Source organism: Lactonifactor sp. BIOML-A5, from assembly GCF_009677585.1.
Taxonomy (GTDB): domain Bacteria; phylum Bacillota; class Clostridia; order Lachnospirales; family Lachnospiraceae; genus Lactonifactor.
The window spans coordinates 54,624-77,589 of sequence record NZ_WKYV01000002.1; the positions used below are offsets into that span (position 1 = coordinate 54,624).

Genomic DNA, 22,966 nt, shown 5'->3' on the forward strand with positions numbered 1-22,966 from the left:
GCCTATCACAGCTTTCACATTTATAGTAATTCCAGCCATAGGATTTCCCAGGGCTTAAGCACATCCCTCTCCACCGATTCCATTTGATTCAGGATATCCTTTCCCCCAGCTTTCTTTGGCAGTCTGACTGTATGTTCCGTCACATTAATGAGTACCAGCACCCTCTGACCGGTGCTTTTATTCTCCCTCAGAAGCCCGAACACGGAGGAACCGTACGATAGAATCTCCTGTCCGGCCTCCGGTGAGAACGCACTCTGTCCGGCTCTTGCCCGAAGAAGCGCAAGATATCCCCGGAATACCCGGCTGCGCAGACTGTCCTCTCTCTGAAGCTCCGCATGCAGGGCAGTAACCTCTAATTTTTCCCGGTTGATCCTTCTGGGAATCTGTGACTCCTCTACACCCTCCTGCCAGTTCTGTGATCCCAGCAGACTGTGATAGTAGATCCCGGGAACGCCCTGCATGCTCAGCATAATTGCCTGTGACGCCAGGAACCGGCGGGCTCTCACAGAAAGGTCCGTTTCCCGGGGGGATGTCACCGCATCCAGATAATTAATATTCAGCTCATAGGGACTCTGGGTTTTGTCCGGGTTCTCTTTGTAGCTGATGCGTCCTCCGTGTTCTGTCACTTTGCAAAACAGCAGCTGTTTTTCCTCTTCATCCAAAATCCCGTCCACGGGTCTTACGCCGATGCCGTCATGGGAAGCCAGGAAGTTAAAGAATGCTGTGCCCTCCGGCAGAGGGGTATCCCCAAGACTTTTTGCCCAGGCGCTTAGTCTTCCGGTATCCCCGGAAAGCATGGTGTAGAGTACCAGAGGCGGCAGGGGGAACTGGTATACCAGATGTGCTTCGTCTCCTGCGCCAAAGTAACTGATGTTCTCCAGATGAGGAACATTCGTCTCTGTTATGATATACGCTCCCGGATAAATCTGCTGGAGCATCAGCCGCATCAGCTTAATGAGCGCGTGTGTCTCCTCCAAATGCATGCAGGTTGTACCCGGCTTTTTCCAGGCAAACCCAATGGCATCCAGCCGGATAAACCTGGCTCCCCTGGAAGCATACAGAAGAAGCACCTCCATAATTTCACAGAGAAGATAAGGACAGCCGAAGTTCAAATCAATCTGATCCCCGGAGAAGGTAGTCCAGAACCATTTCTTTCCCTGAACAGTGTCAAAAGGTGTGAGAAGGGGCAGCGCCCTTGGACGGGTGACTTTAGAATAGTCCTCCCGGGGATCGCATTCAATATAATAGTCCGTATAGGGCGCTTCTCCGGCACAGCATTTCTGAAACCAGACATGAGACTTTGAGGTATGGTTGATCACTGCGTCCAGCATAATCCCCGTATGCTCTCCAAGGGACTCCACCTCTTCCCATGTTCCAATCTCCGGTGCTATCCTGGTATAATCTGATACTGAGAATCCGTCGTCGGAGGTATAAGGAAATACCGGAAGCAGGTGGACATTGGTGATTTCGTCCGGACAGTTCTCTTTTAAAAAATGATCCAATACCTCCAGGGGATCCTTTCCTTCTTCTCTTAAAGCATCTCCATAGGTAATCAGCATACAGTCCTTCTGGGTCAGGGGACTGCCGCTGTCTTTGGCAAAAGGCCTCCATTTCTCATACAGTTCTGCAAGAAGTTTGTCTGCCAGCGTATAGTCTTCTCCTGAATACAATACCTTCAGCAATTCTTCCTGTTTCTCTTTCCAATTTTTCATACTTCTCTCCCGATTTCATTTTTCTGGCATTCTCATGTCTCTGCAAACAGGCATAGTTTCCAGGGCTGCAGCGGTATGACGGCACACTCTGGCCTCATCCTCAGCCTCTCCCTGAGCTGCCCAGGCAACTGCATTCACCAGTATCCTCTCAATTTCCGGAATGTAGTAAGTGGGGTACGTTTCATGGCCCGGCTGAAAATAGAAGATCCTGCCTCTTCCCCTCCGGTAGCAGACCCCGCTGCGGAACACCTCGCCCCCCGTAAACCAGCTGATAAATACTGTCTCATCAGGACTTGGAATATCAAAATATTCCCCGTACATCTCCTCCGGTGCAAACCTCACACAGGGAGGGACCCCTCTGGTAATGGGGTGCCCTGCGCAGGCTGTCCACATTAGTTCCTCATCATCGCTCTCTCTCCACCTGAGGGTGCAGGTGGTCCCCATCAGGCGTACAAAGGGCTTCGACATATGAGCAGAGTGAAGCGGGATAAAACCCATTCCCCGGTTCACCCTCTCAGCAATCCGCTCTGCCGTCTCATCCGGCACCTCCTGCTGGGCAATGTGAGACCAATATACCAGCACATCTGTATTCTCAAGCACCTCCCGGGACAATCCCTGTTCCGGATCATCCAGCAGGGCCACCTTCACGGAATATCCGGCAGCTTCAAAGATTTCCCTGAGCCGTCCGTGAATTCCCTCCGGGTAAACCCGGTACATATCTTTGGTGCTTTCCTTCCATCGGTTTTCGTTCCATACCGTAACCTGAATACTCATCTCATCCCGCCTCTTTTCCTACAAACCCGCTTTCTCCATACATCCCCGGATGTATGCTACCGAATCCTTATAGAGTCCTTCCTGATCTTCGCCCAAAACCCGGCATTCAAAAGCCATAGTCTTGTCAAATCCAATCTCTTTTAATCCTTCAAATCCATGTACAAAATCTGTGTGTCCGTCGCCCGGCTGGAATCTGTGACTATCAGCAATATGCACATGGCCTACAAGATCTTTCCACTTGATCAGACTTTTTTTGATGTCCTGCTCCTCAATGTTCATGTGGAAAAAGTCCGCCATAATCTGTACATGCCTCAGTCCCCCCTCGAGAATCAGGCTGCCTGCGGCATCCAGAGTGTTCAGCATATGATCCTCATATCTGTTGAGGGGCTCCAGCAGAATCCTGGTTCCGGTTCTTTCGCACACGGACTCCAGCTGCCGGAGGGAATCCAAAAGCACTTTTCTGTCCTCCTCAGCGCTTCTGGGAGGCGTCATAGGTGGCAGACGCAGGGAAAACATTCCCCAGGCAGCAGGCACTACAATTCCCGCAGCGCCCAGTTCTCCTGCCCGCTCCAGAATAATTGTGATATCCTGGATTGCATGCTTTCTTTCTTCCTCCTGAAAATCCCCGATCCATCCCCGGTACCCTCCGCATACGGAGGTGACCGGAATGCCGGTATCCTTTACCGCAGTCTTCAGCTCGTCAAAACGCTCCAGCAGCAGGTCTCCGTCTGCCTCCAGGCCGTCAAATCCAAACTCTTTTATCTGAATCAGTTTTTCTTCCAGTACATCAGAAAAAAACGGTTTATTTTGTGTAGCAAGCTTTATCATCCTTTTTCCTCCTAAAACTTAACTCCCATCTTGATACTGGACTGGGGCTCCTGATCCACATACTTCTCATATGCTCTGTCCGCCTCAGCAAAATCTACCACAGGGAATATAATGTCTTCACAGTTCAGATATCCGTTCGTAAGCATCTCCCAGCAGGTATCCTCGATTCTGTGTCTGTCCCATCTGGGGTAATCCGGCAGAGGCTCGGAGCAGGCTCTGGAAAATACAATTTTTGCATTATTAAAATGAGCCTCCCTTCCCAGCTCCAGCATCGGGAACGGCTTGGCAAATGCCACAAAGGAAATGGTTCCCCCGTATGCCAGGCCCCTGAGCCCGCTCTGAAGCGCAGATACATGTCCGCTGGTCTCGATAATTACATCGACCCCTCTTTTATGTGTAAGCTCTTTTAATCTGAGTCCCACATCCTCCTGTCCGGGATCCAGCGCATAGTCAGCCCCGTTTTTCACTGCAATCTCCCGTCTGTGGGCAATGGGATCAATGACAATCACAGGGGAAGCCCCCAGTCTTTTGCAGATCTGGGCGGCAATCTGTCCGATGGCACCCAGGCCGTAGACAGCGACTGCGTCTCCCGGCCGCACGTGGCCGTCTCTCACTCCTCCCAGTGCGAACTGTGCGGGATCGTAGCATACTGCATTCTTCCACAGCTTCAGATCCGGAAGCCTGCGGCAGCGGTAATTGTCCACAGCCTTAATAATCTGGGTCTCCCTGATTCCTCCATAGGAGCAGATAAGATCTCCCAGCTCATATTCTGTCACCTGGCTGCCTTTTTCAATTATCTCTCCAACCCACTGGTTGCCCAGATTCCACTCTCCAAAGACAATATCCGGATCTTCGTTCTCATCCCTGGGGACAAATAACTGCCACTCGCTGTCATAGCGTTCCTTCACATGCACGCTGGATGCCCTGAACTCTGTCACCTCTGTTCCGTGCTTAGGCGCCGCGTACAGGACTTTACACTTAATTTCATCCTCCTGTATGGGACGGTCTGTATATTCCTTAAACCCTGCTACTCTTGGTTCAACTGCAACTAACATTTTGCTCATAGCATTCATCTCCTTATAAAGTCACATATCGTTCGTCTATCAGTTTTATACATCTGTCTGCCAGTTCCTGAAAACTCACCCTGCCCTGGCATCCGATTCTTGTCATCAGCTGCCCTCCCAGGGGTTCCTTCCATTTATCCGGTATAGCTTCAGCGCCGTACATCATACCAAATGCGGAGCCTGCAGTGGCGCCATTGCAATCCGTATCAAATCCCGCTTCCACCGCAAGCCCGATCACTCTGGTATAGTCACTTCCCCCATACAGCAGGGAGAGGCAGATGATCATATCATTGGGGATCACATGACACCAGTCATGGAGATCCTCTTCTTTGTAATTTTTATGAATCCAGGCAATCATCTCCTCCGGATCCTCCGTCTCCCTGCACAGCTTCAGAAATTCCGTCAAAGCGCTGTACAGTCTGGAAGCCTGGGGAATATAGTGCATCGCCCTTTCAATTGCCTCCCCGGGCGTTTCACAGACAGCACTCTCCGCGATAAGGGCCGCGCAGAAGGCGGAAGCATAGATCCCGTTTTTGGTATGCGTCACACTGGCATCCTTCACTGCCATCCGGGCAGCTTCCCGGGGATTTCCCGGGTTCACATAGGCATATGCATCCACCCGGATCTGCCCTCCCAGCCACTCCCGGTAGGGATTGCCGTAGGCCGCTGTCTCCGGAGGGAGGATTCCATTGATAATATTTTTATACGCCATGCGCTCTGCCGTACACGTCATGAATACTGGCACATTTGTTGTGAGAAATTCTGCCACATCCATAGGAACAAATTCCCTGCCGTAATTCTCCAGGATCTGCATCCCCATAACCGTGTAATTCATGTCATCATCCTCAGGTGCGCAGGCTATGTTGTTAATCCAGCTGATTTTAGGATTCCCGTAAGCCCCGGGTTCATCTGCTACCTGATACCGTTTGCGAATATCCCCGCTGACATCGGAAGACATATACCCATGGATAGGATAATTATCTGTCTCCTTCAGAAATCCCAGAATCCTGTCTCTTGTCCAGCATTCCACCGGCTGTCCCAGCAGGCACCCGGCGGCCCTGCCCAGCCAGGCACCCAGAATCTTATCCCTCAGCACGTCTTTTTTTATTGCCCGGGGACTGCACGTGGGAAGAAGCTCCAGAATCTCTTCCAGTGTCTCCGGCTCCCGGTAAGGGAAATCCGCTTTTACCGGCATCTGCCTTAGACGTTCATAAAGCCTTAAAGCCTTCTCCTCGCCACTGACCGTGCCTTTTTCTTTGAGGATATCCTCTGCTTCCTGCTCTATGGAAGCATCTACATCCTTTCCCTCCTGCGCGCTCTGCCTTAACTCTGTTTCTATATATTCCGCCCGGCTTACATACTGTAAGCGAATATGTTCTAATATATTTTCTCTCATACCTTAGCCCTTCTCTCCGCCGGCTGTAAGACCGCCTGAGATAAACTTTTCAACAGCGGAGAACGTGATGATTACAGGTATCGCAGTCAGCAGAGCCGCTGCCATCATACGTCCCCATACGTAATCCATGGAACCAAATAATTGTTTTAACCCTACCGCCAGCGTCAGTTTGCTCTGTGAGGACAGGAAGGTGAATGAAAACAGAAAGTCATTCCAGGCTATCATAAACACATAAATAAATGCAGAGGAGATGGCCGGAACAGACAGAGGCAGGATAATTTTATAAATGACCTGAAATCTGCTCAGCCCGTCTATCATGGCCGCCTCTTCCAGAGATGCCGGTATGGTTTCAAAGTACCCTGACAACATGTAAATAGCAGCAGGCAGGGTGGAAACCAGATTGGCAATTACAACCGCCCACATGCTGTCGTTCAGTCCTATGGAGGACATGATTTTAAACAGCGGCACTACCAGGAGGATTCCTGAAAACATGTAAACAATTAACGTTGATTCCTTAAAGACAATGCGTCCCGGAAATACCAGGCGGGCAAGGCTGTACGCTGCCATCCCTCCGATTACAATGGCTATGGCAGCCGTAGTAAAGGCAATCTTAAAACTGTTCAAAAAATACCTTCCGAAGGGGAATATCTCAGGATTCAGTACATCTTTAAAATGCTGAAGCGTGGTATCCTTGGGAATGATCTGAGGGGGAAAAGCAACCGCTGCCTCAGAGGTTTTAAAAGCGGTGGTGATCATAATGTAAAACGGAAAAAGAGTGACCACCAGCACTAAGATGACAAGCACATAATGTAATACGGACATTGCTTTTTTCTTCTGTTTCATTTTCTCACCGCCTTTCTTCCAAAGAGGATCACGAACGCAAATACAATCACAAAGAGTACAATCGTTATTGCAGCCGCCCCTCCGTTATTGTGTGTGGCAAATGCCGTCTGGTACAGGTAAACTCCCAGCACCGGAACTTGTTTAGTAAACAGGTAAATATCATCAAATTTATAGAAATTCCATATGGTTCTCAGAGATATGATGGCCGCGATGGATGGAAGAAGTTCCGGGAAGGTTATGGCCCAGAACCTGTGCCAGGCTGAGGCACCGTCCATCTGCGCCGCTTCATACAGACTTTCGTCCACCGACTGCAGAGCCGCCAGGATCATCAGGAACGCATAGGGAAATACTCTCCAAATGTCATAAAGGATAACCAGTAAAACAGAATATACCGGATGGTCCATCCACATAGGTGCTTCTTCAAATATGTGCAGGATATCTACGGTGAGGTAATTCATAACCCCGTACAAACCGTTAAACATATATTTCCATACATAGACTGTAGCTACCATAGGAGCTACGTAAGACATCAGCATTAAACTTCTGGCAACTCTTCTGCCTTTAAACTGCCGGTTCATTAACAGGGCCACCAGCAGGCCCACCAGGGTAGAGCCCAAAACAGTTACCACTACATAAGCAATGGTTACCCCCAGGGATTTATAAAACGTAGGATCCGCAAATAGCTTCGTGTAGTTCTCCAGCCCTATAAATTTGCTGGGGCGGTTAGGGTTTAACGCAACTTTTTGGAAGCTTAGTATAATGTTATAGATAATTGGGTAGATAATTACAGCTCCAATGAGGATTACCGTGGGCAGTATCAGAAGAATGCCCAATCTGCTTTCTCTCTTCTGCATCGTACCGCTGCTCTTTTTTATCTTTTTTACAGAATTCTGCATGATTTCTCCTTTCAGGTAATGAAAACGGCACGGCCAGTGTCTTTCTCTACCAGCCGCGCCGTTCGCAGTCACTACCAACTTACAAATTCAGCATATACTATCCGGCATCTTTTACTCAACAGCAGCAACCTCTGCCTCAAGATCCGCCTGGCACTTCTCCATAGCGGCGTCTATATCCTCACCCTGAACCAGGATAGAGTTGATGCAGTGCGGAATAATAAATTTGCTGGAGATATTGCCCATGGCCGGATTCACTTCTCCATCCTTCACGCCTAACATCTGCAGATTCTCAAAAGCATCGGGAATAGTGGCAGCTGTATCGCCGAATGCTTTTAATACATCATTTTCCAGATAGGCAGGATCATCGGCTACATCCTTCAATACTGGATTGGAACCGCCCGGTGACATATGGCACCACTTGATATTCGCTTCTTTATTTCCCATGTAGGAGACAAACTTAATGGCAGCTTCTCTCTCCTCCTCGGAAATCATATTGGAGATGGTCATGGTTGAAGTCATACCAAAGCTTCCCTGCTCTGTCTTTTCAGGTACCGCAAATCCCACATCATCAGCAAGCCCCTGATCTACCAGAGCGCCCATAATATAAGTAGAGTACAGAGCCATAGCGGAATGTCCGCCCACAAATGCGTCTTTTACTTCCTCTACGCCGTTGGAACCTGGCATGGTGTACTGATAAAGGGTCTTATAGTATTCCAGAATCTCTTTCATCTCCGGAGTGTTGAACTGAGGCTTTCCCTGCTCGTCGAAAAGCTCGAATCCGGCAGAACCTGTGAATGAGCTGAAACTCTGCTCTGTAAAGTCAGATTCCTCAGTAGCGATCATAATACCGTATTTTTTATTGGCAGGATCGCTGAATGCTTCTGCCGCTTTCTGAATATTCTCCCAGGTGGTGGGAGCTTCCAGTCCTTTTTCCTCAAACATAGACTTTCTGTACCAGATGCCTGACACCCAGCCTGCAACCGGCACTCCCAGGTACTGGTCCTGCCCCGGCGCTTTCGCCATCTTTAGAACACCATCGTAAAATCTGTCTTTGCCAATGGCTTCTATAGCTTCCGTGTTAGCTTCCAGATCCAGGGCCTCTTCCCCGTTCATAAGCCGAAGCTGATCCACACCGCCTTCTACCACTGCCGGAAGCTTTCCGGTACTCATTAAAGTAGATATCTTTGTCCAGAAGCCGTCCTCAGGAATGGGCATCTGTGTCACCTTGATGCCTTCGTTCTCAGCCTCGAAATCATCTATGATCTCCTGAATCGCCTGTACCCGCTCTTCCTCCGGCTGTCCATGAAGGAACTGAATCTCAACTACATCCCCATCTTTTTTAGAATCCTTGTCGCTTTTTGCAGAGTCGGAACCTCCGCCGCAGCCAGCTAAGCTGGTCACTGCCATAACCATCGTTAACATCATTACCACAAGTTTCTTCTTCACGTTGCTACCTCCTTAATATTGTATTCCTATCCATCTTTTTCCAAAACGTTTTCGTTAAAAGGGAAAAGAAAAAAGATTTATTACAATCTTTTTTTGTTTATCATTCCCAGTTTTTCACGTTTCATACCAAATACCGAAAGCGTTTTCATAACTGTATATTACAACACCCTATGAAATTTGTAAATATTTTTTTTGCAGCTTTCTGCGATTTGTGAATTTCTTCTAAATTCAGAGCGCTATTTTTAAACACTTTTCCGGATCAGGAGCCGGTGATCCACGTACTCTATGTAGGGAACCTCCTTCCCTGCATGCATATCTGCCACCATTGTAACAGCTTTATATCCCATGGCCTTAAAGTCCTGAAACACAGTGGTCAAGGGCGGTTCCATATATGCACCCACCTGTATGCCGTCCATACCGGCCACCGCAATCTCCCCCGGGATATCTCGTTTCATCTCCCTAAGAGCCCTCATTACACCGATTGCCATTAAGTCCGAAGCGGCAAATATAGCATCTATCTCCGGTCTCTCTTTTAAAAGCTCTTTTGTCTCCTGATACGCCTTTTCCTCAAAGAAATCCGCATAGCGGACACTTTTCTGCGGAAGATCCAATTTCATTTTCCGCATGGCACGTATAAAGGCCGTTTCCCTGATCCTGCTGATGTCCGCCTCAAAAGAACCGTTCACCATGGCAATTCTGCGCTTTCCTCTGCTGTATAAGAGCTCAATCAGCTCCTCCACCGCCTGGTCATTATTGGTCCCCACCATAACGGGGGCCTTGTCAACATCTATCCCCACACAGGGAATGCTTAATTCCGACAGCTGTCTGTAGTAAGGATCTGTGGACTTAAGGCCGTATACCACGGCGCTGCCCATATTCTTTTCCTTACACAGATCCCGGAAGCTCTTTTCCTCCTGCTTCTTCTTATTGATGAACAGGATAATCAGCTCATAGCCTCTCTCCTCACATCCGGCCTGGGCCCCCAGCAGCAGGCGGTAGATAATGTTACCATTCATATCTGTCTCTTTCACGTCTGAGAATATAAACCCAATTACACTGGAGCGCTTCAGGGCCAGATTCCGTGCCGAGGGGTTGGGGGAATAGTGGAGTTCTTCACAGATTTCCAGAATGCGTTTTTTTGTTCTGGGACTTACATCCGCGTAATTGTTCAGCGCCCTGGAGACCGTTGTAATACTAACCCCTGCGCGGTTCGCTACATCTTTTATTGAAGCCATAGTTCCTCCTCAAATTGTTCTCACAAATTTTCCAAAAGCTCTTGACGAAAACGTTTTTGTATCATATAACTACTATATACCAAATAGAAATCGTTTTCAATATCTTTTTCTTTTCACCTGTGATTACCAGTACATTATCTTAATGCTCAGAAAGGAATTATTTTGAAAACATGAAAAAAGAATACAGAAAGATTCAGGGCGCCATCTTTGATTTGGATGGGGTTCTGGTTGATACTGCCAAATACCACTATCTTGCCTGGAAACGCCTGGCTGCCGAGCTGGGTTTTGACTTTACAGAGAAAGACAATGAAGCACTTAAAGGTGTCAGCCGCATGGCCTCCCTCGAGCTTCTCCTAAAAGCAGGAGGCTTGACGTTCAGCAGTGCGCAAAAGGAAGAGCTGGCCGCCAAAAAGAATGCTTGGTATGTTGAATATCTCCAGCAGATTACCGAGGATGAAGTTCTTTATTATGTGACAGATACCCTAACCCGCCTGAGACAGCGGGGGATAGGACTTGCCATTGGATCCGCAAGTAAAAATACCCCTCTGATTTTGGAGAAGACAAAACTGGCCCCGTATTTTGATGTGATCATTGACGGTAACTGCACTTCAAAGGCAAAGCCGGATCCGGAGGTCTTTCTTCTTGGCGCCAAAGGGCTTGGGTATCCCGGAGAGGAATGTATGGTTTTTGAGGATTCCGAAGCAGGTATCCAGGCGGCCAATGCCGGAGGGATGTTAAGCATTTATCTTGGCACATCCTCCTGTGCGGATGCGGATCTTACCATTTCAGACCTCTCAGAATTCTGGGAGACAGATATTATGCAAACAATCCATACTGTCTCCTAAATCTCCTGCTATCCCAAAAATTTAGATTTGAAGGACATCACATGGCCCTGCAGGAGCCGTGTGGTCTCCTTCTCATCCCTTTTTTCTATACTGCGGATAATATCTCCGTATTCCCTTACAACGGTATCATCAATGCTTCCCATATATTCTCTGTTTACAAACAGCTGCCTTACGCATAAGTCCAGCGTTATATTCATCTGTGTCTCCAGGTATTCATTCCGGGTAATTTTGGATACTGCACGATGAAACTCCCGCCCCAGCAGAATCCGCTTTTCGGGTATGGTTTCAGCTCTGGTTTTATCAGCAATGCTGCGCAGTTCCCGAAGTTCATCCCCGGTTCTTCTGGCCGCGGCCAGACGGCCCACCAGCGCGGAAAGAGTATATCGCAGCTGACAGATGGATTCCAGATCCCGGACGGATAATTCGCTGACAATCATGCACTGCCTTGGAATAATACAGATTAGCTTTTCCCAGGATAGGCGCTTCAGCGCCTCCCTGACAGGTGTCCTTCCCACATTTATCTGCTCCGTCAGACGGGGTTCGATGATCACCTCCCCCGGCTTCAGTTCACAGGTAATCAGCATTTTCTTTATTTTTTCGTATGCAATGTCACTGTCTCTCATACACACCTATCCTTCTCTCTTTTTATGATAAAGGCAACGTACTTTAATTATAGTTGGTAAACTTTTCCAAGGCAAGAACATTCCCGGCTGCTGCTATCTCCCAAACCTTAACGGCCTGTTAAATTTACATTCCAGCGCTGGTATAGTATAATAACCCTTAGAACTTAGATTAAGGAGTGAATGCCTATGTTTGAAAACGATTATATTATGCGGATGATACATGATCTGGCCCGGGCTTTGGCCAAGGTTCTCTTTCATAAAGATTCTGTGATGTACGATCTGCCGGAAGAAGCAGAATTCACGGCTGCGGATGACCTGTACTGCAGAATCCAGGCGCTTCTCTCTCAGGGGAAGATTAACGAGGCGGAGAATATGCTCCTGGACGAGATGGATTCCTCCGACAAGCGGTACCAGGAGGTTGCCCTTGACTTTTATATGAAATTGAATCAGTTGAGTGACGACTATCTGGAAGCCCACAACTATACCAGGGAGGAGATCCGGCAGGGGCTGAAGGATTTAGCTGACACAGCTGGTGTTCCCATATTTTAATTCTGCATCATTCTGTGAAAATACTTCTTGACCTTGGAGCTGCTCCAAGGTTTATTCTTTATACAAGGAAGTGATAATCCTATGAAATACAACGAAAATCATTCATTGCTGAAAATCGGAGAGGTGGCAAAATTAAATCATATTTCTACAGACACCCTCCGCTATTATGATAAGATAGATCTGTTTAAGCCCGCGGTTACTGATGATAATGGGTACCGGTACTATGAGGTTAAGCAGCTGGTTGATCTGGATCTGATTCTGTGGCTCCGCATGAATGGAGCGTCGGTTCATGAAATCCGCCAGATCCTTGAAATCAAGTCACTGGATAAAGTCATTGATGTATTGTCCAGTGAGAATATAAAACTGAGAGATCAGATTCAAAAAATGCAGAATCAACTGTATGCCAACCGTTATTACATTTCACATATGAAAAAATGTATGGAGTGGGAGGTAAACGAATGCTACCTTCTGGAGTTTGAAAACCGCTACTGTGTATCCACTGATTACTCTGTCTCTCCCGGCAGCCGGAGTGAGTATGAGCTGGGATTAAAAAATATACTGCAGCGCATTAACGATAAGGACTCTTATTTTAATTCTTTCTTCGGAGGTATCTACCGCCGTAAAAAAGAAAGCCCAGACTATAAAAGTGAATTATATCCCGCTGTTGTAAACATCCGCAATCACAGGGCATCCGAAAGCCAGCTGATTCCAAAAGGGATCTATGGCGTAATGCCCTTGCGGGGATATTTTGACTATGCCTATGATATGATCCCAAAACTGCTGGCCTTCATTCATAAAGAAGGTTTTATCTCCAGCGGGGATTGTTATGTACTGAAAATATGGGAACAGGGCAGAACAGCTTCCCCATCTGGAGAGATGCTGGAACTGCAGATTCCCGTTCTGAAACGTTCTGTTTAATTATTTTCTGCAGTCCTGTACCGTCTGGATTCTGCTGTAAACCAAAGCTTCCGGTGATGTTTCCCACAGCCTTTGGGATGTGGATAAACATATAATTTATCCTACAAGGAGGTTTATCTTATGGCAAAATTCAGTTTTAAGCGTATGCCTGCATATCAGGTGCTTACGCAGCAGGAAATCTTACAAATCCACGAAAAAGCTTTAGAACTTCTGGAAACCACAGGTGTCAAATTTGAGCACCCTGCCGTTCTGGAGGAATTGGGCCGCAGAGGGTGTGAGGCGGACCTGAAAAATATGGTTCTGCGCATTCCCCGGAAGGTGGCAGAGGATGCCGTTTTGTCTGCACCGGAGCATTTTGTAATGTATAACAGAGACGGTGAAGCAACCCTCCGGCTTGGAGAGGGGCACTCCTATTACGCCCCCGGCCCGGGGGCACCCAATATTGCAGGCTCTGCCTTTCCGCGGCGCTTTGGGACCTCTGAGGACTTAAAAGAGGCTCTGAGAATCACAGAATCCTCCCCGGGCTATCAGATCTCTTCAGGCTCTGTGGTACCGGGAGATACCCCCAGTATTATTACTGATGTCTATATCCTGTATCAAATGATCCTGCATTCAAGAAAAACACTTTTAGCCGAGGCATGGGAAGAATCCTCTGTCAAACGCGTGGGAAAACTTTTGGAATCCGTCTGCGGAACCAAAGAGCTGGTCAGGGAAAAACCCTTTGTTCTTCTGGCCGCCTGCCCGTCACCTCCCATGCGCTGGGAAAAACGTGTCATTGATAACGCCCTTGACTCCATGGAGTACGGGATTCCCCTGTTTCTCTCCCCATCCCCCGTGATGGGTGTATCCTGTCCCGTTACCATCGCCGGCTCTGTGTTAACACATACAGTAGAATCTCTGTCTTTTCTCACCTTTATTCAGCTGATGCACCCCGGACATAAAGTATTATACGGAGGCATTCCCGGGGTTATGGATATGAGAAGCACGTACTGCTCTTCCTCCTCCATAGAACCCTGTCTGTCTACTGCGGCATACGCCTGCATGGGCCGTTATTACGGACTTCCCACTCTGGCCTTCCTTGCCCAGACCGATGCAAAGGAAAGTGATTATCAGGCTGGATTTGAGACTGCCATGGATCTTATGACCGGCACCCTGGCAGGCATTGATGTGGTCTTCGGGGGAGGCACCCTGGACAGCTATCTCTGTACCAGCAATGAAAAACTTGCCATGGACGGACAATTTTTCCGGTACTGCCGCCGCCTGCAGGAGGGAATTCTGGTAAATGAGGAAACCCTTGCCCAGGACGAGATCCGGGAAATCAACTGGGGGGAAGACGGTGTGTTTCTGGAACTGGAGCACACGGCAGACTGGTACCAAAAGGAGCAGTGTATGCTGGACAGTATTGCAGATAAAGTGAATTACGAGCAGTCCCATTCCGAATGTGCGTCCATCACACAGCGCGCCTGCACTTCAATGCAGTCAGCCCTCTCCCATCCCCTGGAAGCAGAACGGGCCAAATGCGTCCAAAAGGCGTTCTGTGAAATTGCAGAGTCACTGGAGGTAGACCCATCGGGACTCCTCTGAACTGACTAACCCCTAGAAAGGAGCTTTGTTATGAATAAAGAAAAACGGCGATCTCTCTATCTAAAACTTACAATTCTGTTGTCCGGCGGTGTCATGATGGCAGATCTGGCAGTATATCCTGCAGCGGAAAAAATATTTGAAGCTTTTCCCAAAACCAATACAGGATTGCTGAATTTTATTCTCACCGGACCGTCCCTGATTCTTATCTTCTCCTCTGTCCTGTGCGGTGTCATGGCTCAGTATATAGGCAAAAAAGCTCTGATATCCGGTGCCTACGTCCTTTTTACACTCAGCTCTCTGGCCTGTGTCTTTGCTGACGTCCCTGTTCTGCTGGCGGTAATGCGGGCTCTGATGGGGGTTGCCATGGGCTTTATCGGGACAGCTATGGTAGGTCTTATCGCAGAGCTTTACATGGATGAAAACGCAAGAAGCTCTGTCCTGGGATACTATAACGGCATTATGGCGGGGATGGGGGCACTTTTTTCCCTGGGTGCAGGATATCTGGCACTTAAAAACTGGCATTTTGTGTTTCTTGTATTTCTGGTTATGATCCCTGTCACCCTTGCTGTCATTGCCTTCATCCCTCAGACAGAGCCCGAAGGAAAGAAGGACTCCCGGGGCGCCTCCCGGGAGACCGTCCCCTATAAAAATGTCCTGGCACTGGCCGGAGCTGCCTTTGTAGTGAATGCCATGTATGCAGTCATTCTCACCCAGGTAGCTGTTATAGTCACAGAACTGGGGATCGGCAACGCATCTACTGCGGGGGTGATGGGATCTCTCGGCACCATAGGAAGTCTGTGTGCCTGTCTGGCCTTTGGGCGTATCTACGATAAGTGCAAGAACTTTATTCCGGTTATTTTTACCATTGTTATGGCCCTTGGGTATACAGGACTATTCTTCTCCCGAAATATCCTGTTGGTAGGTCTGATGTGTGGCATTCTTGGAGCAATGTACGGACTCAGCTTCTCTTATTACCTCATGTATGCCTCTGTCATTGTTCCTCCCTCCAAAGCGTCCCTCTCCATCTCTATTGCCAATGCAGCTGTTTATCTGGGCATCTTTGCAGGACCCTATGTCCCTCTTGTCTATCAGCGGGTGTTTTCCAGATCCACTATTGTTGATGTCCTGCCATATATGATTGGGACACTGGCCGTCTGCGGCACCATTTCCGCAGTCCTGTCTGTAAGACGGAAGCATACTCTTACATGAGAGAGAGCCTGTGGGGGACAGGTGTAAGTGCTGTCCCCCACAGGCTCCTACTTATCTCTTTACTGCACGCCCGCCATCTTTTTCAGACTTTTGACCGTAAATTCATCATCTGTCTCCCCATGAATTCCATGTTCTTTGGCCAGCTCCTCTGTATAGTCCTCAAGCTTATATACTCCCATTGCCTTTCTGGGTTCATCGTAGTGCATGACCAGAGGCGTAAGTCCGTAATCCTCAATCCATACTTTGCCGCTCGGGGGATCCTTCTTCACAGTAATACGGGCCATTCCTCCCAGAAGTCCTTTTATGTCCTTCTGCAGCGACGCAAAATTTCCCAGAGAATAATAGACAAGCATCTCATGCCCGTCTCCTTCTTTTCTCATCTCATACCCCTGAAGTACATGGGGATGTGTTCCAATAATTATGTCAACCCCCTGCTCCCCCAGAAATTTTACCCACTCCTGTACCGATTCATCCGGTTCGTCAGAATATTCTGTTCCCGCATGGAGGAAAAACACTACCAAATCTCCCATTTCCCCGGCCTCTTTAACCTTTGCCGCCACCTTCTCCCTCTCCAGAATATCCAGAAGGCAGGTATCTTTGGACAGAGTGTCCCCATTTACTCCATAGGTATAGTTCAGCATGGCTACTTTAAAGTTTTTTACCTCCGCCACCCGTATAGAGGAATCCCCCTCCTCATCGTGGATCCCCAAGACTGACACCTGGGGATAATTCTTTTTCCAGAATCCTGCGGTGTCCAGTATTCCCTGCTTTCCCCTGTCATAGGCGTGGTTAGACGCGTGCTCCACGACCCGGAACCCTGTGGAAACCAGGGCATCTCCCACAGCAAACGGGCTTCCGAAATCGGGATATCCTCCAACCTCATCCTCATCCCCGATAAAGATAGTCTCCTGATTCACTGCCGCGAGATCCGCCTTCTGAATCTCGTCTTTCATGTGGGTATACAGAAAGTTAAAGTCCCAGGAATTGTCACCTTGTCTGGCCTCCTCCAGGATCTGGTCATGCATGATATTATCTCCCACAGCAACTATCCTGAGTGTATTTTCTTCTTCCAGAGCCAGCTGCTCCTCCCGTTCCTTCTCCATCTGCTCTTCTTTTGCTTTTGCGGCAGCCTCCTCTGCTTTCACCCTTTTTCTATGTATGGAGAGAGACAGGATAGCTGCGATAACGGCCAGCAGCAGTATTCCCATGCCAGCCAGCCGCAGCCGCATTCTCTTTACCTGTCTCTCTCTTATTTTTTGACGTCTGAGGCGTTCCTGCCTTCTTTTGACCTCCTCGTCCATTCTCCCTCCCCCTCCTGCTTTTTCTTTCATTATAACAAAAGCAGGCAGAATGAGACAATAGAATCGTCATTTTATGCTATTATTTTAGAAAAACATACTCATAGCCTGTGGAATAATCCGGGCAATACTCATATCCCAGCCCTGTAAACTCCTTTACATCCTCCAGATCCTCCACATAGGTCTCTGCCATCCAGCGCACCATCTCCCCCCTTGCCATCTTAGCCTGGGTTGCCTTTACCTTTACAATACTCTGGGACAGTTCCCCGAAGATACAGGAAATATACCGGATGCTTTTCCCGGGATATCTGCCCAGATACCGCTCCACAGTCTTGCTGTATTCTTTGGAGGCCAGATTCAAAATCTCATCCTCGCCACTGGTCAGTTCCCTAAAGATCTTGTCCCCCCAGAACTCATACAGATTGTGTTTCCCATCTGCATGCAGTCTGGCCTGCATCTCCAGGCGGTAAGGCGCCACCCCATCCATAGGCCTGAGCACCCCGTACAGTCCGGAAATAATCCGGAGATAGTGATTTGCATAATCCCACTGCTTGTTTGTAAACACCTGAGGCGCCATATATTGATATTGAATTCCCTCGTATGCCAGCAGTGCAGGGGTATTCCGTCTGACTGACTCCCAGTTTTTCAGTCTCTCATAGTTCAGCTGTGCAATCTTATCATTGCAGCACCACAGTGTCTTCAGTTCTTCATAGCTCATCTGCATCAGACAATGATAAAGCACCTCCATCTCTTCCTGAAACACAGGCCGCTGGTCTGTATTCATCACATCATCACACAGGTTCATCTTCTTTGCCGGAGAAATAATAATTTTCATACCTATCCCACTCCTCATGTAAATCCGACTGCCGGGTTGCTATTTTCTCTTGTAACTCCATTTTAAAGTTATAGTACCATATTTCATCCCAGAGTTACAACTGCCGTTCAGGGTAACCTTTTTGACGTTTATGACAAAAAAAGGGGAAAAATATACCCCCGGGGAGGAAGCATCTTCTTCCTCCCCGGGGGTATTTCTATGGTTTCATGATTCAACAAAGATAAACCTGATAAGGTGTAGACCGTCAACATTTCCATACCGGAATTCTACATGCTCAATTCCCCTGGCCTTCATGTAGTACTGACTCAGTTTGTCCAGGCTCTCCTCTGTGAACAGATCCGCGGCAGCAGCCTCATAGCTTCCCTGGTCGGCAAACTTCATCATCATATCAGATGCGCCCTCATCGATTTTGCCCGCACAGTACTCGTATATCTGACCGGAATCGTAGGAGGTGAAATAATCACCCGTCAGCTCATAGTAATTGTAGGCTCCTGACTGGCAGACCGGAAGCTGAAAATCCCCGTCCGGACTGCAGATGCTCTCATATTCCTGGGGAACAGGGCAGAGATAATCATATAAAATGATGCCGTTCAGGATTCCCTGGGTGTCCCCCTCTGTCTGGGAGGATGCGCTGTCCGGATCCCCGTAGGTGGCATCCACATAGTAATACTCACCCTCTATCTCTACAATATTCCACGCATGTCCGATATTCGTCTCCAGAGAAGTTCCCTGTACATAAATACATGGAATTCCGATTTTGTCCAGAAGGTATTTGACAGAGGCCGCATAACCAGCGCACACGGACTGGTTATTCTGAAATACACTTACAATATTCTGATCATCCTGTGAGTCCAGATACTGTGTTGTATTTATAATATATTCGTAAACGGCCTTTACCATATCATAGGAAGATCCGCCTCCGGCAGCAATCTCCTCAGCCACGGCATCTGCCTTCCCCTCTATCTGCGTCTGTATCTCCCCGGCCTCTTCCCGGGTTCTCTCATAATTAGGCTCAAAGACAGCATAGTCATCGTAGAGGGTCGTGTAATAGGTAGAGGCATTCTTCACCCAGAAAAGCTCCATCCGGTCACACAGCAGTGCGCTGTACGCTCTGTCTATGATATCCTTGTCACCGCTGGCGACCTCCACTTCTCCCTGAAACTCCTGAATGCCTTTTAAAAGCTGCCTGTAGATTCCCTTTTCCTCTTCTGCAAGCTGATTATAGTAGTAACCGGAATGGATCTCCTCCGTCTCTTCCGGGATCTCACCGCCATGCTGTGGTTCCCCGGAGATAAGATCCCCAATGACAGATTTTCCTTCTTCTTTAGAATGACATCCGGCGGCGGCCAGGACAACTGTCATACATACTACTGCGGCCCATTTTCCATATTTTTTCATTTATCTGCTCTCTTTTCTTCATATTCTAAAAAAGTACTCCCGGGAGCAGCCGGACAGGCTTGCTCCTCTGCCTATTTTATCATATGGGAGCAGGTTTGCAAATTTTAATTTCTGATCCTTATCACTCTCTCAGTCTTTCTACAATGCTTATCCTGTTCACCCTCCGGTACATAAGTACAGGAATGGCCACAGCCAGAATTGCCATGAAGGGCAGCACCAGCGCCACCGGCAGCAGGGTAAAGTCATATACAAACCAGCGCAGGGTTCTGCTAAGGGGTCTGAGAATAAGAAGACTTACCAGGCTTCCCACCGCCGAGCTGATAAGACCGATAAAGATGACGTAATACAACCCTTCGAAAATGAGCATCTTCTGCTGCTGCCGGTCTGTCATACCGATACTTTTCATCATAGCCAGTTCTTTCCTCCTGGTAATAATCCCTGTCAGTGTTGAGTTTACATAATTCAGTATGCCTACTGCACCCACTACAACGCACAGGGCGCCGCCGATGAGCTTCAGCACCTCCATCATCTGCATAAACTCTTTCCTGAGCTCTTTTCGGGATCTGTAGTCTGTCTGAGGATTTATCTGAGTAGTATATTTCTCAACGGCAGCTTCCGCTGTGTCCAGGTGTTCTTCCCCTATTCGGAAGCATGCCAGATATCTCTGGAACCCATTGACGGCAGCAGTCCGTTCCAACTCTTCTTTAGGTACGATCATAGAGATTTCAGGGGATCCCGCGGCCAGACCTGCGACACCCTCCCCCAGCTCTACAACAGCCATGACTTCATATTCATCCCACGGAAGTTCTCTGACCCCCCTGGCAGATACGATTCCGGAAGTGTCCACCGGATTTCCATAGGCATCATAGATTTCTTCCTGTCTCTTGTCATACTGTTCCCGGGTGTCATACCTGCAAAGCTTTACCTTATCCCCGGGATGATACCAGCTCTCGTTCTTATTATTAATATCCATCTGGGCAACTGCGAGAACATATCCCCCCTCATTGAATTTCTCAATATCCAGTTCTCCCTCTGTCACATGAAGCTGCTTCAGAATATACGGGTCAAAGGCAAACCGCCGTTCCGTCATAATCCTGTCCTGAGTCAGCACATCTTCATAGGTTTTCCTGAAATCAGCAATGGAGTCCTTTAAAAACCCCCTTTCCATCCCCTGGCGGAGACGTTCTTTACCTGTCTCGTCCATGGGAAACGGAAAAAATGATACATATGCGCTTCCGCTCTCCTCAACCCCGTCCATATCATTTACAGTGTCAAAAAATTCCTCCGGCAGCTCAATATCTCCTGTCCCATAGTTATGGAAATAGTCTGTGGTTCCTATATTGAGATCCCCGTATATCATTTCATCCATATATTTGTCTATGCTGAAGCCTCTGACTGCGGAATATATTGTCAGGAGCAGGATAATTCCAAGGGACAGTGATGTGATAACTACAACCGCTTTTTTCTTATACCGGAACACATTGGCCAGGGCCATCCGGCTGATTTTTCCCCTGTGAGAGGCTGCTTTTTGTTTTTTCTTTTTTCCCTTGTCACATTCTACATATTTAACAGCCTCCACAGGCGATACACAGGCTGCCGCTTTTCCCGGTCTGCGGCAGCTGATCAGCACGGTAATCAATGAGAATATGGCTGCTCCCATAAATATTACAGGGTTTGCTGTAAAACCATCTCCATAGACTCCGGAAACCATACCAAGCATCACAGGAGTAAGCTTAATCCCCAGCAGCCACCCCAGAATCAGGCCTGCCGGGATCCCTGCGGCAGAGAGTATAAGGGCTTGCCTGCGCACCAGGAAACGAATCTGCTTTCTGGTAGCCCCCAGAGTCTTTAACAGCCCGTAAAATCGGATATCCATAACAATGGATATCTGAAAAATATTATAGATTACCAGATATCCGGTAATTCCAATCAATACCAGTATAAAAACTACACCCAGCACGGTCTGTACGTCCATGCTCTCTGCCTTGGCAGACAGATAAGCCCAGTTTACCCCAATGTCAATTTCATTGTCTGCAAACCCGCATTCCATGAGTACCTTACGGGCATTTTCTTCTATATTTCTGCTGCTTTTAAAAAAAACCTCTGCCTGGATCAGCCCTTCTCCCAGACTTTTCCCGGACCGCAGCATTTCTTTTCTCTCAGATTCGTCAACGGAGGCTATCACTTCCTCCACATATTCCTTTGACAGATATAGCTGACTTGCTCCCAGCATGGGATCTCCCTGGTAGATTCCCGACACCGTAAAGGTGTCTCTGTGCTTATGCCCCAGATAATCAAATTCCAGGGTAATCTTTTGCCCCAGTTCTCTGGGTACGCCCATTAAATCCAGCACAATGGTATCTGCCAGAATCTCCTTTTTATTCCTGGGATACGTCCCCTTCTCCGGCTTGCGGAATCCCCACTCCAGATCTTCCGGCTCCCCATAACGAATCTCTGTCTGGCGTTTAGCCAGCGTCTCATTAGACGCCATCCCCACCAGGATATTATAGCTTATCTCCTTTATTCTGGAATTTGTCCGGATTTTGTCATATTCTGCCCGGGTAAGGTCTTTATAACCCGCATGGGCGCTGGTTCCTACCTGACGCATGATCTCCTTTTCCATGGAAGATATCAGACCCATGGCCAAGGTAAATACAGTGGTAAAGAGAACGGTTGTCAGTACAATGGCTGTCACGGCGAACAGGTTTCTCATCCTGCTGTTTCTGAGGCTTGCCATGGAGAGCTTTTTTACCGCCTTCTGGTTATTATTCTTCACCTTCTCCGCCACCTTCCTCTCTTCTGCGGACAGGCCCTCTGTTTCTGGTATCCCCCGCCAGCTTTCCGTCTTCTATATGGAGTACCCGTCCGCATAGCTGTGCAATCGCCTCGTTGTGGGTAATCATAATAATGGTCTGGCGGTATCGCTCCCCACTCAGTTTCAGAAGTCCCATCACTTCAGTGGTCGTCCTGGAATCCAGATTCCCCGTGGGTTCATCGGCTAAAAGAATCGCCGGTTTTGACGCCAGAGCTCTCGCTATGGCGACTCTCTGCTGCTGCCCTCCGGACAGCTGCCCCGGCAGTGCATACATTTTATCTGTCAGCCCAAGACTCTCGATAATATCCTCAATAAATGCCCTGTCTGCCTCCCCTCCATCCAGCTCTACAGGCAGAGTTATGTTATCATAAACGTTTAAGATAGGAACCAGGTTATAATCCTGAAATACAAATCCGATATTACGCCGCCTGAAAATTGTGAGCTGATTATCATTCAGGCGGGAGAATTCCACCCCGCGGATACTCACCCCTCCGCTGGTAGGGTAGTCCAGTCCCCCCAGCATATTTAGCAGTGTAGACTTACCGCTCCCGGAGGTCCCTACAACGGCCACAAATTCTCCTTCCTCCACCGTAAGATCCACCCCGTCCAGAGCTTTTACCGTATTATTTCCCTGTTGATAGTATTTTTTCAGCTGTCTGGCTGTTAAAATTGGCATAAAAAAGTCCTCCTCTTATTCT

The 22,966-nt window shown here is 48.2% G+C and carries 20 protein-coding genes; 5 read left to right on the forward strand and 15 right to left on the reverse strand.

Going from position 1 to position 22,966, the window contains the following annotated elements; translation table 11 throughout:
* Nucleotides 1-20: 20 nt before the first annotated feature.
* From GKG41_RS01735 to GKG41_RS01775, 9 genes are all read right to left on the reverse strand, one after another.
* The gene (locus GKG41_RS01735; RefSeq protein ID WP_154256647.1) at nt 21-1,712 is read right to left on the reverse strand and encodes a sugar phosphorylase; all 1,692 of its coding nucleotides are present in this window, start codon (nt 1,710-1,712) and stop codon (nt 21-23) included.
* Between the two features lie 15 nt (nt 1,713-1,727).
* Nucleotides 1,728-2,486, reverse strand: a complete 759-nt coding sequence (locus GKG41_RS01740; protein WP_154256649.1) for a ThuA domain-containing protein — start codon at nt 2,484-2,486, stop codon at nt 1,728-1,730.
* An 18-nt stretch (nt 2,487-2,504) separates the two neighbouring features.
* Complete coding sequence (locus tag GKG41_RS01745; protein WP_154256651.1) at nt 2,505-3,314, reverse strand: sugar phosphate isomerase/epimerase family protein; 810 nt, start codon at nt 3,312-3,314, stop codon at nt 2,505-2,507.
* An 11-nt stretch (nt 3,315-3,325) separates the two neighbouring features.
* Nucleotides 3,326-4,378 (reverse strand): zinc-binding alcohol dehydrogenase, encoded by a 1,053-nt coding sequence (locus GKG41_RS01750; protein ID WP_154256653.1) that lies wholly within the window; start codon nt 4,376-4,378, stop codon nt 3,326-3,328.
* A 13-nt stretch (nt 4,379-4,391) separates the two neighbouring features.
* Nucleotides 4,392-5,774 carry an ADP-ribosylglycohydrolase family protein gene (locus tag GKG41_RS01755; protein ID WP_154256655.1) on the reverse strand — a complete coding sequence of 461 codons (1,383 nt, stop codon included), beginning with the start codon at nt 5,772-5,774 and terminating at the stop codon, nt 4,392-4,394.
* Between the two features lie 3 nt (nt 5,775-5,777).
* Nucleotides 5,778-6,617 carry a carbohydrate ABC transporter permease gene (locus GKG41_RS01760; RefSeq protein WP_072850671.1) on the reverse strand — a complete coding sequence of 280 codons (840 nt, stop codon included), beginning with the start codon at nt 6,615-6,617 and terminating at the stop codon, nt 5,778-5,780.
* Entirely contained in the window at nt 6,614-7,513 is a 900-nt protein-coding gene (locus GKG41_RS01765; protein ID WP_226903628.1) for a sugar ABC transporter permease, read from the reverse strand. The genes GKG41_RS01760 and GKG41_RS01765 overlap by 4 nt, the downstream gene beginning before the upstream one ends.
* Nucleotides 7,514-7,624: 111 nt before the next feature.
* A complete protein-coding gene (locus tag GKG41_RS01770) occupies nt 7,625-8,959 on the reverse strand; it encodes a sugar ABC transporter substrate-binding protein (RefSeq protein ID WP_154256657.1) in 1,335 nt (444 codons plus the stop codon).
* A 242-nt stretch (nt 8,960-9,201) separates the two neighbouring features.
* Complete coding sequence (locus GKG41_RS01775; protein ID WP_154256659.1) at nt 9,202-10,194, reverse strand: LacI family DNA-binding transcriptional regulator; 993 nt, start codon at nt 10,192-10,194, stop codon at nt 9,202-9,204.
* A gap of 170 nt (nt 10,195-10,364) precedes the next feature.
* Between GKG41_RS01775 and pgmB the strand changes: the two genes are divergently transcribed.
* Entirely contained in the window at nt 10,365-11,039 is a 675-nt protein-coding gene (gene pgmB, locus GKG41_RS01780) for a beta-phosphoglucomutase (RefSeq protein ID WP_154256661.1), read from the forward strand.
* Between the two features lie 8 nt (nt 11,040-11,047).
* Here the strand turns inward: pgmB and GKG41_RS01785 are convergent, their stop codons facing one another.
* Nucleotides 11,048-11,662 (reverse strand): GntR family transcriptional regulator, encoded by a 615-nt coding sequence (locus GKG41_RS01785; RefSeq protein WP_154256663.1) that lies wholly within the window; start codon nt 11,660-11,662, stop codon nt 11,048-11,050.
* A 186-nt stretch (nt 11,663-11,848) separates the two neighbouring features.
* On the opposite strand from GKG41_RS01785, the gene GKG41_RS01790 reads away from it, so the two are divergent.
* From GKG41_RS01790 to GKG41_RS01805, 4 genes are all read left to right on the forward strand, one after another.
* Nucleotides 11,849-12,211: a DUF6483 family protein gene (locus GKG41_RS01790; protein ID WP_154256665.1), complete on the forward strand. Its 363-nt coding sequence runs from the start codon at nt 11,849-11,851 to the stop codon at nt 12,209-12,211.
* Between the two features lie 81 nt (nt 12,212-12,292).
* Complete coding sequence (locus GKG41_RS01795) at nt 12,293-13,129, forward strand: MerR family DNA-binding transcriptional regulator (RefSeq protein ID WP_154256667.1); 837 nt, start codon at nt 12,293-12,295, stop codon at nt 13,127-13,129.
* A 120-nt stretch (nt 13,130-13,249) separates the two neighbouring features.
* Nucleotides 13,250-14,713, forward strand: coding sequence for a trimethylamine methyltransferase family protein (locus GKG41_RS01800; RefSeq protein WP_154256669.1), 1,464 nt, complete (start codon nt 13,250-13,252; stop codon nt 14,711-14,713).
* Nucleotides 14,714-14,743: 30 nt separating this feature from the next.
* Nucleotides 14,744-15,922 carry an MFS transporter gene (locus tag GKG41_RS01805; protein WP_154256671.1) on the forward strand — a complete coding sequence of 393 codons (1,179 nt, stop codon included), beginning with the start codon at nt 14,744-14,746 and terminating at the stop codon, nt 15,920-15,922.
* Between the two features lie 59 nt (nt 15,923-15,981).
* Here GKG41_RS01805 and GKG41_RS01810 read toward each other — a convergent pair whose 3' ends face one another.
* From GKG41_RS01810 to GKG41_RS01830, 5 genes are all read right to left on the reverse strand, one after another.
* A complete protein-coding gene (locus tag GKG41_RS01810) occupies nt 15,982-17,223 on the reverse strand; it encodes a CapA family protein (RefSeq protein WP_173015502.1) in 1,242 nt (413 codons plus the stop codon).
* Between the two features lie 79 nt (nt 17,224-17,302).
* A complete protein-coding gene (gene yaaA, locus GKG41_RS01815) occupies nt 17,303-18,055 on the reverse strand; it encodes a peroxide stress protein YaaA (RefSeq protein WP_154256675.1) in 753 nt (250 codons plus the stop codon).
* Nucleotides 18,056-18,259: 204 nt separating this feature from the next.
* On the reverse strand, nt 18,260-19,453 hold the full coding sequence (locus GKG41_RS01820; protein WP_154256677.1) for a transglutaminase domain-containing protein: 1,194 nt from the start codon (nt 19,451-19,453) through the stop codon (nt 18,260-18,262).
* 121 nt (nt 19,454-19,574) lie between these two features.
* Nucleotides 19,575-22,229 (reverse strand): ABC transporter permease, encoded by a 2,655-nt coding sequence (locus GKG41_RS01825; protein WP_154256679.1) that lies wholly within the window; start codon nt 22,227-22,229, stop codon nt 19,575-19,577.
* Nucleotides 22,219-22,944 (reverse strand): ABC transporter ATP-binding protein, encoded by a 726-nt coding sequence (locus GKG41_RS01830; protein ID WP_154256681.1) that lies wholly within the window; start codon nt 22,942-22,944, stop codon nt 22,219-22,221. Before GKG41_RS01830 ends, GKG41_RS01825 begins: the two co-directional genes overlap by 11 nt.
* Nucleotides 22,945-22,966: the final 22 nt, after the last annotated feature.

Excerpts from the sequence above, each read along its gene's own strand:
- GKG41_RS01735 (WP_154256647.1), bottom strand. The coding sequence starts at position 1,712 with ATGAAAAATTGGAAAGAGAAACAGGAAGAATTGCTGAAGGTATTGTAT.
- GKG41_RS01740 (WP_154256649.1), bottom strand. The coding sequence starts at position 2,486 with ATGAGTATTCAGGTTACGGTATGGAACGAAAACCGATGGAAGGAAAGC.
- GKG41_RS01745 (WP_154256651.1), bottom strand. The coding sequence starts at position 3,314 with ATGATAAAGCTTGCTACACAAAATAAACCGTTTTTTTCTGATGTACTG.
- GKG41_RS01750 (WP_154256653.1), bottom strand. The coding sequence starts at position 4,378 with ATGAGCAAAATGTTAGTTGCAGTTGAACCAAGAGTAGCAGGGTTTAAG.
- GKG41_RS01755 (WP_154256655.1), bottom strand. The coding sequence starts at position 5,774 with ATGAGAGAAAATATATTAGAACATATTCGCTTACAGTATGTAAGCCGG.
- GKG41_RS01760 (WP_072850671.1), bottom strand. The coding sequence starts at position 6,617 with ATGAAACAGAAGAAAAAAGCAATGTCCGTATTACATTATGTGCTTGTC.
- GKG41_RS01765 (WP_226903628.1), bottom strand. The coding sequence starts at position 7,513 with ATGCAGAATTCTGTAAAAAAGATAAAAAAGAGCAGCGGTACGATGCAG.
- GKG41_RS01775 (WP_154256659.1), bottom strand. The coding sequence starts at position 10,194 with ATGGCTTCAATAAAAGATGTAGCGAACCGCGCAGGGGTTAGTATTACA.
- pgmB (WP_154256661.1), top strand. The coding sequence starts at position 10,365 with ATGAAAAAAGAATACAGAAAGATTCAGGGCGCCATCTTTGATTTGGAT.
- GKG41_RS01785 (WP_154256663.1), bottom strand. The coding sequence starts at position 11,662 with ATGAGAGACAGTGACATTGCATACGAAAAAATAAAGAAAATGCTGATT.
- GKG41_RS01790 (WP_154256665.1), top strand. The coding sequence starts at position 11,849 with ATGTTTGAAAACGATTATATTATGCGGATGATACATGATCTGGCCCGG.
- GKG41_RS01795 (WP_154256667.1), top strand. The coding sequence starts at position 12,293 with ATGAAATACAACGAAAATCATTCATTGCTGAAAATCGGAGAGGTGGCA.
- GKG41_RS01800 (WP_154256669.1), top strand. The coding sequence starts at position 13,250 with ATGGCAAAATTCAGTTTTAAGCGTATGCCTGCATATCAGGTGCTTACG.
- GKG41_RS01805 (WP_154256671.1), top strand. The coding sequence starts at position 14,744 with ATGAATAAAGAAAAACGGCGATCTCTCTATCTAAAACTTACAATTCTG.
- GKG41_RS01810 (WP_173015502.1), bottom strand. The coding sequence starts at position 17,223 with ATGGACGAGGAGGTCAAAAGAAGGCAGGAACGCCTCAGACGTCAAAAA.
- yaaA (WP_154256675.1), bottom strand. The coding sequence starts at position 18,055 with ATGAAAATTATTATTTCTCCGGCAAAGAAGATGAACCTGTGTGATGAT.
- GKG41_RS01820 (WP_154256677.1), bottom strand. The coding sequence starts at position 19,453 with ATGAAAAAATATGGAAAATGGGCCGCAGTAGTATGTATGACAGTTGTC.
- GKG41_RS01830 (WP_154256681.1), bottom strand. The coding sequence starts at position 22,944 with ATGCCAATTTTAACAGCCAGACAGCTGAAAAAATACTATCAACAGGGA.